The 11,838-nt window shown below is 71.3% G+C and carries 10 protein-coding genes; 2 read left to right on the forward strand and 8 right to left on the reverse strand.

Translation table 11 applies throughout. From position 1 onward, the window contains the following. Positions 1-105: 105 nt before the first annotated feature. The 3 genes from OG568_RS24240 to OG568_RS24250 all read right to left on the reverse strand — a co-directional run bounded on the left by OG568_RS24240 (position 106) and on the right by OG568_RS24250 (position 3,737). Positions 106-774 carry a SigE family RNA polymerase sigma factor gene (locus tag OG568_RS24240; RefSeq protein WP_266432016.1) on the reverse strand — a complete coding sequence of 223 codons (669 nt, stop codon included), beginning with the start codon at positions 772-774 and terminating at the stop codon, positions 106-108. Positions 775-1,369: 595 nt separating this feature from the next. Then, positions 1,370-2,425 (reverse strand): aspartate-semialdehyde dehydrogenase, encoded by a 1,056-nt coding sequence (locus OG568_RS24245; protein WP_266584339.1) that lies wholly within the window; start codon positions 2,423-2,425, stop codon positions 1,370-1,372. 34 nt (positions 2,426-2,459) lie between these two features. Beyond that, a complete protein-coding gene (locus tag OG568_RS24250) occupies positions 2,460-3,737 on the reverse strand; it encodes an aspartate kinase (protein ID WP_101399547.1) in 1,278 nt (425 codons plus the stop codon). A gap of 391 nt (positions 3,738-4,128) precedes the next feature. On the opposite strand from OG568_RS24250, the gene OG568_RS24255 reads away from it, so the two are divergent. Further along, the gene (locus tag OG568_RS24255; protein ID WP_329536434.1) at positions 4,129-4,836 is read left to right on the forward strand and encodes a sulfite exporter TauE/SafE family protein; all 708 of its coding nucleotides are present in this window, start codon (positions 4,129-4,131) and stop codon (positions 4,834-4,836) included. Between the two features lie 417 nt (positions 4,837-5,253). On the opposite strand, the gene OG568_RS24260 is transcribed toward OG568_RS24255, so the two are convergent. Genes OG568_RS24260 through OG568_RS24270 form a run of 3 tightly spaced genes read right to left on the reverse strand, consistent with a single transcriptional unit; the run spans position 5,254 to position 6,904 of the window. Continuing rightward, positions 5,254-5,913, reverse strand: a complete 660-nt coding sequence (locus OG568_RS24260) for a DUF5063 domain-containing protein (RefSeq protein WP_266432021.1) — start codon at positions 5,911-5,913, stop codon at positions 5,254-5,256. Then, positions 5,906-6,505, reverse strand: coding sequence for a recombination mediator RecR (gene recR / locus OG568_RS24265; protein ID WP_329533080.1), 600 nt, complete (start codon positions 6,503-6,505; stop codon positions 5,906-5,908). Before recR ends, OG568_RS24260 begins: the two co-directional genes overlap by 8 nt. A 57-nt stretch (positions 6,506-6,562) precedes the next feature. Then, positions 6,563-6,904 carry a YbaB/EbfC family nucleoid-associated protein gene (locus OG568_RS24270; RefSeq protein WP_266432024.1) on the reverse strand — a complete coding sequence of 114 codons (342 nt, stop codon included), beginning with the start codon at positions 6,902-6,904 and terminating at the stop codon, positions 6,563-6,565. 309 nt (positions 6,905-7,213) lie between these two features. Between OG568_RS24270 and OG568_RS24275 the strand changes: the two genes are divergently transcribed. After that, on the forward strand, positions 7,214-7,954 hold the full coding sequence (locus OG568_RS24275; RefSeq protein WP_266432025.1) for an SLATT domain-containing protein: 741 nt from the start codon (positions 7,214-7,216) through the stop codon (positions 7,952-7,954). Between the two features lie 183 nt (positions 7,955-8,137). Here the strand turns inward: OG568_RS24275 and OG568_RS24280 are convergent, their stop codons facing one another. Beyond that, entirely contained in the window at positions 8,138-9,670 is a 1,533-nt protein-coding gene (locus OG568_RS24280) for a substrate-binding domain-containing protein (protein ID WP_266584333.1), read from the reverse strand. Positions 9,671-9,780: 110 nt separating this feature from the next. After that, positions 9,781-11,745, reverse strand: a complete 1,965-nt coding sequence (locus OG568_RS24285; RefSeq protein WP_329533081.1) for a serine/threonine-protein kinase — start codon at positions 11,743-11,745, stop codon at positions 9,781-9,783. Positions 11,746-11,838 lie beyond the last annotated feature (93 nt).

The raw sequence follows: 11,838 nt of genomic DNA on the forward strand, positions 1-11,838 counted from the left end.
CAGCTTGCTGCTCGTGCTCTTGCTCGTCTTCAGCGGGCGTGGCCCGGTCTGTCGGCTCATGCCATTCATAGGGCTCGTGTCGGTCGTGGTTGTCGCGTCGCTGGCTCATGCCGGGGCCTCCATGGCGACACGGAGCGCGGCGATGCCGCGCGAGCCGTACGCCTTGACCGACCCGAGCGATATCCCGAGGGTCTCGGCGACCTGGGCCTCGGTCATGTCCGCGAAGTAGCGCAGGACGAGGACCTCGCGCTGACGGCGCTGGAGGCCCTTCATCGCCTTGATCAGGGCGTCGCGCTCCAGCTGGTCGTACGCGCCCTCCTCCGCGCTCGCCATGTCGGGCATCGGCTTCGAGAGGAGCTTGAGGCCGAGGATGCGCCGGCGCAGGGCGGAACGCGAGAGGTTGACGACGGTCTGACGCAGATACGCGAGCGTCTTCTCGGGGTCACGGACGCGTTTGCGCGCCGAGTGCACCCGGATGAAGGCCTCCTGGACGACGTCCTCGCAGGAGGCGGTGTCGTCGAGCAGGAGTGCCGCGAGGCCCAGCAGCGACCGGTAATGGGCGCGGTAGGTCTCGGTGAGATGGTCCACCGTGGTGCCGGCGGCCATGCTGTCCTCAGCGCCGTCGCGCTGACTCGGTATGCGGGCGGGCCGCGCTGCAGGCATGGGCGCGATCACCGGCATGCCGCCGGGCACGCCGGGGCTGCGGAGTCGGCGGGGTGGACGCAGGGGCGCGCCCCTGGTCTGTACCGCGGTGAATTCGAGAACCTCTGCCACGCCAGTTGGACACGCTTCCCCCCGTGAGGGTTGTACGCGACAGGCATCACATTCGCTTCAGGATTCACACCGACCGGACCGCCCGCTCCCACACGCCCCACAACGCCCGCTCCCCCGCACCGCACAACGCCTGCCCCCACGCGTCCCACAACGCCCGTCCCCACGCGCTCCACAAGACCCGCCCTCACGCACCCCGCAACGCCCGCGGGACCATGTGCCGCAACGCCTGCCGACGCGACCGGTGGCGCGTCCGGCGGTGCATTGAATGCCCTCATGCGTACTAGCTCATCCCCTATGCCCCGTTATGCCGTGCTGCCGCCCCCGGACACCCGTCAGGGCGACCGCAAAGACGCTCCCCGCCCTCCGCGCGGTTGCGGAGAACGGGGAGGGAAATCTTCGAACGCCAAGCGGGTCCCGTACAAGTGGTCCGGACCATTATTCCGGCCACACAGCTGACACAGATCCTACAAACGAATCCCGGGATGGCCAGGGAGATTTTGCTCCCTGGCCACCCTGAGCAGGGAAACTTACCGGCCAGGCAAGTCGGCGCTCGGGGGCCGCCGCGCCCGTCCCTCCCCGGCGAGCCGCCCGACGCTCAGAGGTGCGCCGCCACCAGCTCCGCGATCTGGGCCGTGTTGAGGGCGGCGCCCTTGCGGAGGTTGTCGCCGCAGACGAAGAGTTCGAGGGCGGTCGGGTCGTCGAGGGCCCGGCGTACGCGGCCCACCCAGGTCGGGTCGGTGCCGACGACGTCCGCGGGGGTGGGGAACTCCCCGGCGGCCGGGTTGTCGAACAGGACGACCCCGGGTGCGGTGGCCAGGATCTCACGGGCCTTGGTCACGGTGACCTTGCCCTCGAAGCGGGCGTGCACGGTGAGGGAGTGCGTGGTCACGACCGGGACGCGGACGCAGGTCACGGCCACGGGCAGGTCCGGCAGCCCGAGGATCTTGCGGGTCTCGTCCCGTACCTTCATCTCCTCCGAGGACCAGCCGTCCTCGCGCAGCGACCCGGCCCACGGGACGACGTTCAGCGCCACCGGCTCCGGGAAGGGGCCCGTGTTGTCACCCACGGCCCGGCGTACGTCACCGGGGCTGGTCCCCAGTTCCGTACCGGCGACGAGGGACAGCTGCTGGCGCAGGGTTTCGACGCCGGCGCGCCCGGCGCCGCTCACCGCCTGGTACGAGGAGACGACCAGCTCGCGCAGGCCGAACTCGGCGTGCAGCGCGCCGAGCGCCACGATCATGGAGAGGGTGGTGCAGTTCGGGTTGGAGATGATCCCGCGCGGGCGCACGCGCACCGCGTGCGGATTCACCTCGGGGACGACCAGGGGCACGTCCGCGTCCATCCGGAACGCACCCGAGTTGTCGACCACGACGACACCCTTGGCCGCGGCGATCGGCGCCCACTGCGCGGCCACCTCGTCGGGGACGTCGAACATCGCCACGTCGACCCCGTCGAAGGCGGCTTCGCTGAGCGCCAGCACCTCGACCTCCTCGCCGCGCACGGCCAGCTTGCGGCCGGCCGAGCGCGGGGAGGCGAGCAGACGGATCTCGCCCCAGATGTCCGCGTGCTGGGACAGGATCTGGAGCATGACCGTGCCGACGGCCCCGGTCGCGCCGACGACCGCCAGCGTCGGTCCTGCGGTCCCGGCCATCAGCGGCGGCCAGTGCCGCCGCAGGAAAGGACGGTCATCGTCCGGTGCCTCCGTAGACGACGGCCTCGTCGCTGTCGGAGTCGAGTCCGAAGGCGGTGTGCACCGCGCGGACGGCCTCGGGGACGTCGTCGGCACGCGTGACCACCGAGATACGGATCTCGGAGGTGGAGATCAGCTCGATGTTCACCCCCGCGTCGGACAGCGCCTCGAAGAAGCCGGCCGTGACACCCGGGTTCGTCTTCATGCCCGCGCCGACGAGCGAGATCTTGCCGATCTGGTCGTCGTAGCGCAGCGAGTCGAAGCCGATCACGTTCTTCGCCTTCTCCAGGGCGTCGATGGCCTTGCGGCCCTCGGTCTTGGGGAGGGTGAAGGAGATGTCCGTCAGGCCGGTGGAGGCGGCGGACACGTTCTGCACGACCATGTCGATGTTGATCTCGGCATCGGCGATGGCGCGGAAGATCGAGGCGGCCTCGCCCGGCTTGTCCGGGACACCGACGACCGTGACCTTGGCCTCGGAGGTGTCGTGAGCGACACCGGAAATGATGGCCTGCTCCACCTTCTGGTCCCCTTGCTTGATCGGTGCGCTGCTGACCCAGGTGCCCTGCAGTCCGCTGAAGGACGAGCGCACGTGGATCGGGATGTTGTAGCGGCGGGCGTACTCCACACAGCGGTGGAGCAGCACCTTGGAGCCGGAGGCGGCGAGCTCCAGCATGTCCTCGAAGGCGATCCAGTCGATCTTCTTCGCCTTCTTCACCACCCGCGGGTCGGCGGTGAACACGCCGTCCACGTCGGTGTAGATCTCGCAGACCTCGGCGTCAAGCGCCGCGGCGAGCGCGACGGCCGTGGTGTCGGACCCGCCGCGCCCGAGCGTGGTGATGTCCTTCTTGTCCTGCGAGACGCCCTGGAAGCCGGCGACGATGGCGATGTTGCCCTCGTCGAGCGCCGTCCGGATACGGCCCGGCGTGACATCGATGATCCGCGCTTTGTTGTGGACCGAGTCGGTGATGACGCCTGCCTGGCTGCCGGTGAAGCTCTGGGCGCTGTGGCCCAGGTTTTTGATCGCCATCGCCAGCAGGGCCATGGAGATCCGCTCTCCGGCGGTCAGCAGCATGTCGAACTCTCGTCCGCTGGGCATCGGAGATACCTGCTCGGCGAGATCGATCAGCTCGTCCGTCGTGTCGCCCATCGCGGAAACGACCACGACCACCTGGTGGCCGTTCTTCTTCGCTTCCACGATTCGCTTGGCGACGCGCTTGATGCCCTCGGCATCGGCTACGGAGGAGCCTCCGTACTTCTGCACGACAAGGCCCACGTGCGCTCCTCGCTCAATCCGTCTCTGCACCGCACAACTGCGGTCGGCTCAGTCTAACGAGCGGCCGGATTTCCCTTCCGGAGTCTCGCATCGTGAGATGTCCCGCTCACGACGTGATCACTCCGGACCGTCAGGGTCCATCGGAAGTCCACCGGAGTCGTCAGATCCACCGGTTTCGGCAGGGTTCCTCCGGCCGCTCCGAGCGGCACCTGCCCGCCCACACGCCCCGCCACTCCGGAAAGTGCCCCGTGTCACACGAGACGCCGTAAGAAAGGTGGCCGCGAGGTGTGTCCCACGAGGCCGCCGCGCCTTGACTCTCGGGCACGATGACGGGCGTGCGGGGGTGCCGGGTGAGGTAGTGGGGTAGGGGGCGTGGGTGACGGGCGAGTTGATGCTGGGCGGGATCGTGCTGTTGGGGTCCTGTGTGCAATGGCTGACCGGGATGGGCTTCGCGCTCGTCGCCGTGCCGGCGCTGGTGCTGCTGCTCGGGCCGACCCAGGGTGTCGTCCTCGCGAACTGCGCCGCCGGGGCCATCTGCGTCGTGGGGCTGGCCGGTGGCTGGCGGCGGGTGCGACCGCGCGCCATGGTGCCGTTGTGCGTGGCGGCGGCGCTGACCGTCCCGGTGGGCAGCTGGGTGGCCCGGCGGTTGCCGCCGGCCGCGCTGCTCGCGTTCATGGGCGCACTGGTGACCGTGGCCGTGGTCGTGGTCATGCGGGGCACCCGGCTGCCCGCGCTGCGCGGCACGCGGGGTGCGGTGGCCGCGGGGGCGGCGGGCGGGTTCATGAACTCCGCCGCCGGGGTGGGGGGTCCGCCGGTCTCGCTGTACGCCCTCAACGCGGGATGGACGGTACGGGAGTTCGTGCCGAACGCGCTGTTCTACGGGGTGGTGGTGAACGCCTTCTCGGTGGCCGCGAACGGCGTTCCGCGTCTTGGGGCGTCGCGCTGGGGGGTCGTGCTGGCGGGGATGGTGGTGGGGGCCTCGGTCGGGAAGGTGCTGGCCGAACGGGTGCCGGAGCAGCGGGCCCGGATGCTGGTTCTGTTGCTGGCGTTGACCGGGGGGCTCACCACGCTGGGGAAGGGGTTGTGGGGGCTGGGGTGACTGCGTGCGAGGCGCCGGGTGCGGTTTGGGTGCGGTGGTGGGGTGCCGGGTGCGCCGGGGCGGGTGCCGGGTGCGCCGGGTGGGGTGCCGGGTGCGCCAGGTGGGGTGCCGGGTGCGCCAGGTGTCGGGGGTGGGGCGGGGCCGTGCCGGTACGTCGAGCCCGTCGCCGCTGGATCAGACGTGGGCCGGGCAAGGGAGCCGCTGCTCGATCCGGACGTAAGCGACGGGCTTGCGACGCACCGGCACGGCCCCTCGCGTCGCACGGCGGCCGCGGGTCGTCGGTGGCTGCGGGACCTCCCGGCCCTGTGGGTGGTGGTGACGTCGACGCCGCGACATCGGGGTGAACTCGGCGGCGTGGCCGTCGAGTTATGGGTCCGGCCCCAAGTACCCCACGTCTGACCCGACCCCGGACCGGGGCTATTTGGACGACCTGATGCCGAGCTGCTCGCCGATCTCCTCGGCCATGACCCGGCCCGCCTCCTCCGCGAGGACCTCCTCGCCGAGGTCCTGGTCGGTGTCGAGGCCGTTGAGGTCGTCCAGGGGCTGGTTCAGGCGGACGTGGGCCACCAGGGACTGGAGGGCTCGCAGGGCCGCCGAGGCCGTGGACCCCCAGTTGGAGAAGTAGGAGAACTGCCACCACCACAGGGCCTCGGTGGTGCGGCCCGCGCGGTAGTGGGCCATGCCGTGACGCAGATCGGTGATGACGTCCGCGAGGTCGTCCGAGATGCGGCAGGCCACCGGGGCCTTGCGCGGTTCGTACGGGTCGAAGACCTCGGAGTAGACGTCGATCGGGTCCAGCATGACCGCGAGGCGCTCGCGCAGGTCGTCGACGTCCGGCTCCGGACCGAGGTCCGGCTCGTAGCGCTCGTCGGGGACGATGTCCTCGTGCGCGCCGAGACGGCCGCCCGCCAGCAGCAGCTGGGAGACCTCCAGGAGGAGGAAGGGCACGGCCGAGTCCGGCTCGTCGCCCTTCGCCACTTCGGTGACAGCGACGATGAAGCTCTCGACCTGGTCCGCGATCTGGACCACGAAGTCGTCGGGGTCCTGACTGGTCGCGTGCAGCGTGGCGTCAGACATCTAGGAGTCGTCTCCCCTCGAAGGCGCGGCCGAGTGTGACCTCGTCCGCGTATTCCAGGTCGCCACCCACCGGGAGGCCGCTGGCCAGGCGGGTGACCCTGAGGCCCATGGGCTTGATCATGCGGGCGAGGTACGTGGCCGTCGCCTCGCCCTCCAGGTTCGGGTCCGTGGCGAGGATGAGCTCCGTGACCGCGCCGTCGGCGAGACGGGCGAGGAGTTCCCTTATCCGGAGGTCGTCGGGGCCGACGCCCTCGATCGGGCTGATCGCGCCGCCCAGCACGTGGTACTTGCCCCGGAACTCACGCGTCCGCTCGACCGCGACGACGTCCTTGGGCTCCTCGACCACACAGATGACGGTCAGATCCCGGCGCGGGTCGCGGCAGATGTTGCACAGTTCCTCCTGCGCCACATTGCCGCAGGTCGCGCAGAACCGGACCTTCGCCTTGACCTCCATGAGGCACTGCGCGAGCCGGCGGACGTCCGTCGGCTCGGCCTGCAGGATGTGGAAGGCGATCCGCTGCGCGCTCTTGGGACCGACGCCGGGCAGCCGCCCCAACTCGTCGATGAGGTCCTGGACCACGCCTTCGTACACGGACTGCCGCCCTTCCTGGAATCTTTCAGTACGTACGGTAGTTGGCCGCCGCCGGTCTTAGAAGGGCAGGCCGGGGATGCCGCTGCCGCCGAGGCCCTGGGCAAGGGGGCCGAGCTTCTGCTGCTGGAGCGCCTGGGCGTTCTCGTTGGCCGCCTGGACCGCCGCGACGACCAGGTCGGCGAGGGTCTCGGTGTCCTCGGGGTCCACGGCCTTCGGGTCGATGACCAGGGCACGCAGCTCGCCCGAGCCCGTCACCGTCGCCCTCACCAGGCCGCCGCCCGCCTGTCCTTCGACCTCGGTGCGCGCGAGTTCCTCCTGCGCGTTGGCGAGGTCCTGCTGCATCTTCTGGGCCTGCTGGAGCAGCTGCTGCATGTTGGGCTGGCCACCACCGGGAATCACGATCAGCTCCTGCTTCGTACGGCTGTCTGGACGGGCTTTTCCCGTTCAGCACGAGCCTACGTGGTTGGCGGGGCCGTCGCCCAAGCACTCTTTCGAGTGAGACGACCCCGAAGCCCATACCTGATCAAGACCCTCTTCCGGGCGGAAAAGCGGCGAAACTCGGGCCATCGCCACCCATTGGGCGGTAGGAAGGGGGCGGCGCTTCGGCACCACGCGTCACTTGACATCACACAACGTCACCAGACACAACGTCACCAGCGACATCAACAGCTTCGTCCTTCGTCGTCCTTCTCCAGTAGGGAGTGCCGGGTGAGCCAGCCGGAGATGCAGCCCGAGGGGCCGCCCCAGGACGGGCGGGACGACGGGGCCGCGGGGACCCGGCCGGGTGATCTGACCGGCCGGACGTTTCCGCTCGGGGACTGGGGGGAGCCGGCCGAGCGGCTCCATGAGTTGTACCGGTGGGTGGAGCGGGGGGCGCTCGACACGGCGTCCTGGTATCTCGCGGACCGGGTGTGGAAGCGGCGGGGGGCGCGTGCGCTGCGGGGCGGGGCGGCGACGGGGGCGGTGGCCGGGGCCGCGCTTCCTCTGCTGGACCTCACGGGAGTGGTCGGCGGGGTCGCCCCCTGGGGGTATCTCGCGCTGCTGCTCGGGGTCGCGTGCGTCGCCGGGGACCGGTTCTTCGGGGTGACCTCCGGGTGGATAAGGGACGTGGCGACCGCGCAGGCCGTACAGCGGCGGTTGCAGGCGTTGCAGTTCGACTGGGCATCGGAGAGCGTGCGGGAGGTCCTGGGGCCGACGGAGGGGACCGCCAGTGAGGCGGCGGATCGGTGCCTGGGGGTGTTGCGCAGGTTTTCGGAGGATGTGACCGAGTTGGTGCGCGTGGAGACGGCGGACTGGATGGTGGAGTTCCGGACGGGGCCCGCGCCGCTGGGTATCCAGTCGTCCCTGGCCGGGGCGCCTCGGTCGGAGGGCGCACCGGCCGGGCGGCTGCCGCTGCCGCCGGGTACGCGCCCGAACATGCCTCGCCAGCGCCCCCCTGAGCCGCGCTAGCGTTTTCCCGCACCCGCACCCCACCGGGGGCAGCCGCCCCCGGACCCCCGCATCGCCCGAAGGGCTCGTCCTCGAACGCCGGGCGGGCTGAAGGTGCGGGGCGAAGCCCCGCTTTCAGGGGCGCGGGGAACTGCGCGACCAGCCCCCACCGGCCCGCAGCCGGTGAGGCGATCGTCCGTGGGATCAGTTCGTACCGCAGATCTTCAGGCCCACCGGGGTACCGCACGGCAGGTGGCCGTGGGTGCGGATGACGTCCTGGCCGTTGCCGCGGCTGATGTAGGTGAGGAAGCTGGAGGCGAGGGAGTCGGCGGGCGGCTGGCCGTAGGTGTAGGCGTACTCGATCTCGCGGTACGGGTAGGAGGACGTGCCGTGTTCCAGATCCTCCACGGACGCGGTGTGACCGTCGAGGGTGAGCTGGTGCAGGCCCTTGTAGCCGGTGGCGAGGTTCAGTTCGCTGTAGCCGATCGCCCCGGGCAACCCGGCCACCGTGCTCAGCACCTGCTCCGTGGAGTCGAGTTCGCACCGCACGACCGGCGCCGTCGCGTCGTCCTTGTGGACGCAGTCCAGGGAGGAGTTGGCGATCTCCCCGCGGCCCAGGACCCGGCGCTGGAAGACCTGGCGGGTGCCGGAGTTGGCGTCCCGGCTGACGAGGAACACCTGGCGGTCGGGGCCGCCCAGCTGCTTCCAGTTCTTGATCTCGCCGCGGTAGAGGCGGCGTACGTCGGCGAGCGACAGGTTCCGGACGGGCAGGTCGTCGTTCACGACCAGGGCGAAGACCGAGACCGCGACCCGGTTCTCGCGCAGTTGCGGGAACCCGCTCGGCTTGGGCCCGTCGGAGAGGGCGACGACGGGCGGCGCGCCCTTCGCCGACTTGGCGCCGGCTTCGCCGAGTTCACGCACGCCCGCCGTGCTCCCGTGCGCGTCGACCACGATGTCGGCGCCCTCGCAGTCCTGCTCGTACTTCTTCGCCAGCTCGCTCATCACGGGCGCGAAGGCGGTCGATCCGGTGACGGTGAGCGTGCCCTTCTCGCAGCCGATCGGCGGCCGGGAGTCGTCCCGCAGCACGACGATCAGCGCGAGCGTGACGACACACGCGGTCAGCAGCACGGTGATCAGCCGGGCCGCACGGCTGAAGAGGGGCGGCTGGTCGTCCGGTGTCGTACTGCGGTTGGGGCTGACCTCGCCGTCCCGCAGCCCGCCGATGAGCCGTATCTCGCGCCCCACGTCCCCGCCCGACAGCAGTACGAGGAGCTTGAAGTGCTCGCCCCGGTTGAGCGGGACACGCGGGATGCGCAGGACGCCGTTCTCGTAACTGAGGCCCGCGGCGGGGGTGAAGTGGTCCATGAGGTGGTCGGTGCCGGGCGGCTGGGTGACCGACACACCGCGGATGGTGCGGTCGGTGAACACCGCCGTCAGGCCGTGGCGTTCACGGCTCGTGTAGTCGTCGCCGGCGATGCTCTGCGAACCGTCGTTCTCGATCCGCAGCAGCACGAGGGTGGCGTCCATCATGCCCGGCGTCTCGTCGAACAGCCCGAGCCGTACGTTGGCGCGCCCCGAACGCACGTCGTCGCCGATCGGGTTGTCCATCTGCACCCGGTAGCCGATGCGCTTGCGCCGCGGCACCCGACGTTCGTACCAGACCATCACCGCGGAGGCGACGACACCGATCACGGCGGTCCCCACGGCCACAATGTTCTCCGCGCTCAGCCACTCCATCGCGAGCCACTCCCCCGAGCCCAAGGTGCGGTCACCGTACGGCTCGGGGCGGGAACACCCGGCATACACCGGGTGAAGTTCAGCGGCCGTTCAGCCTAACTGACGACTCGTCAGCCGCTCTTCGTGTACGTCAACGACTCGCCCGAGCCCGTGTTCACCCGGCGCAACCGGCCGTCCGACAGGAGAGTGATCTCGGAGGCGGCACCCGGAGAGCAGGAGGAGATCGGTGCGCCGCCGGTGACTTCGGAAGGGCCGATCACCAGGGGGCCGCCGCCACCGGGAGCCGCCGTCAGTCTGGCGCGGAAGACGCAGTGGTAGGTGCTGCTGCCGGACGGCCCGTCCGCGACGAGCGAGAGGACCGTGTCACCCACCCCGCCCTGCTGGATGGTGAGTTGGCGGGTGTTGTGGCCCGTCGCGTTGTCGATGGAGGCGTCCCAGGTGCCGAGGAACCCCTCCGGGATCGTGCCGCCCTGGGATGTCCGGGGCGAGGCGGAATCGGAGGGGGAGGAGGGGGAGGAGGAAGAAGAGGGAGGGGAAGAAGGGGAGTTGGGGGCGTTCGGGGTCGTGGACGCGGGCGAGGACGCCTTCGCGTCGTCGGTGCCCTTGGCCGTGCCGCCCTGCATCAGCGCGTAGACGGAACCGCCCGCGCCGAGCGCGACGACCAGCGCCACGGCGATCAGGGCGGCGGTGGAGCGGCCGCTTCTGCGCGGCGGCTCGGGCTCGGGGACGCCCGTGGGGCCGTACGGCGTCGTGGGCATGCCCGGTCCGTACGGCGGCGTCGGGCCGTACGAGCCGGGAGTGCCCCAGCCGCCCTGCGGATAGCCGTACGCGGGCGGGCCCGTGGGGTTCGGGTGCTGCTGGGGATGGCCGTACGCGGGGTGCCCGGCGGGCGGCGCGGCCGGTGGGGGCGCCTGGCCGACGCCCGCGATCAGCGTCGGGAAGTGGTCCTCCGTCGAGGCCGGTCCTCCGGGCGGGGGCGGGGTGGCGGCGTGCTCCGGAGCGACCTCGGGGGCGGGAGCGGGGGTGGGTGCGGGGGTGGGTGCGGCCGGGGGCTCGGACAGGTCCAGGGCCGCCGGGGCGGATCCCTGGGCCGGTTCCGGGGCGGGGACGGCGGCCTGGTGCGCGGGCGGCGCCGGGGCCGGTGCGGGGCGCTCGTCCGGGTTCTCCGTGTCCAGCAGCCGCACGGCATGCCGCCCGAGTTGGGCCACGAGCGCGCTCGGCAGCCACGGGTCGCGGGACCGCCCGTCCACGACGGTGTCCTGCGCTCCGATGCGCTCCAGGATCTCGTCGAGGCCGGGGCGGGCGGCGGGGTCCTTGCGCAGACAGTGCCGTACGAGGTCGGCGAGGCCCTCCGGTACGCCGTCCAGGTCGGGATCCTCCTGCGCGATGCGGAACATCATCGCGTGCACTCCGCTGCCCGCCGCCCCGAAGGGCAGGGCGCCGGTGGCGGCGTAGGAGAGGACCGAGCCCAGGCAGAAGATGTCGCACGCGGGCGTGACACGGTCGCCGCGGACCTGCTCGGGCGCCATGAACCCGGGCGAGCCGACGAGGGCGCCGGTGCGGGTGAGGCCGCCGTCGGTGACGGTCTCCAGGGCGCGCGCGATCCCGAAGTCGATGACGCGCGGGCCGTCGATGGTCACGAGGACGTTGGAGGGCTTGAGGTCGCGGTGGATGAGCCCGGCGGCGTGGATGTCCTTGAGGGCGTGGGCGAGTCCGGCCGCGAGGATGCGGACGGAACGTTCCGGTAGCGCTCCGTGGTCGTGGCCCACGACGGTCTGGAGGGACGGTCCTGCGACATATCCGGTCGCCACCCACGGGACGGCGGCCTCGGTGTCCGCGTCGAGGACGGGCGCGGTCCAGTGACCGCCGACCCGGCGCGCGGCCTGCACCTCCTGGCGGAAGCGGGCCCGGAACTCCTCCTGCGCGGCGAGCTCCTCGCGCACCAGCTTCACGGCGACGGTGCGGCCCCGGTCGGAGCGGGCCAGATAGACGCGCCCCATGCCGCCGGCACCGAGCCGCGCGAGCAGTCGGTACGCCCCGATCTGCTGCGGCTCCCCCGCCCCCAGTTTCTCCATCGTCGTGTCGCCCTCCCCCGTGCCTGTGCAACCGCCCGAGCCCGAGGATAGTGCGGCCCTACGGGGCGGTGGGTGGGGCGCTGTCTACGGTTC

This window comes from Streptomyces sp. NBC_01450, assembly GCF_036227505.1.
Classification (GTDB): Bacteria; Actinomycetota; Actinomycetes; order Streptomycetales; family Streptomycetaceae; genus Streptomyces.

What these genes read in the sequence shown, in the direction of transcription:
- OG568_RS24285 (WP_329533081.1), bottom strand. Translation starts at nt 11,745, where the DNA reads ATGGAGAAACTGGGGGCGGGGGAGCCGCAGCAGATCGGGGCGTACCGA.
- OG568_RS24260 (WP_266432021.1), bottom strand. Translation starts at nt 5,913, where the DNA reads ATGTCTGACGCCACGCTGCACGCGACCAGTCAGGACCCCGACGACTTC.
- OG568_RS24255 (WP_329536434.1), top strand. Translation starts at nt 4,129, where the DNA reads ATGCTGGGCGGGATCGTGCTGTTGGGGTCCTGTGTGCAATGGCTGACC.
- OG568_RS24280 (WP_266584333.1), bottom strand. Translation starts at nt 9,670, where the DNA reads ATGGAGTGGCTGAGCGCGGAGAACATTGTGGCCGTGGGGACCGCCGTG.
- OG568_RS24245 (WP_266584339.1), bottom strand. Translation starts at nt 2,425, where the DNA reads ATGGCCGGGACCGCAGGACCGACGCTGGCGGTCGTCGGCGCGACCGGG.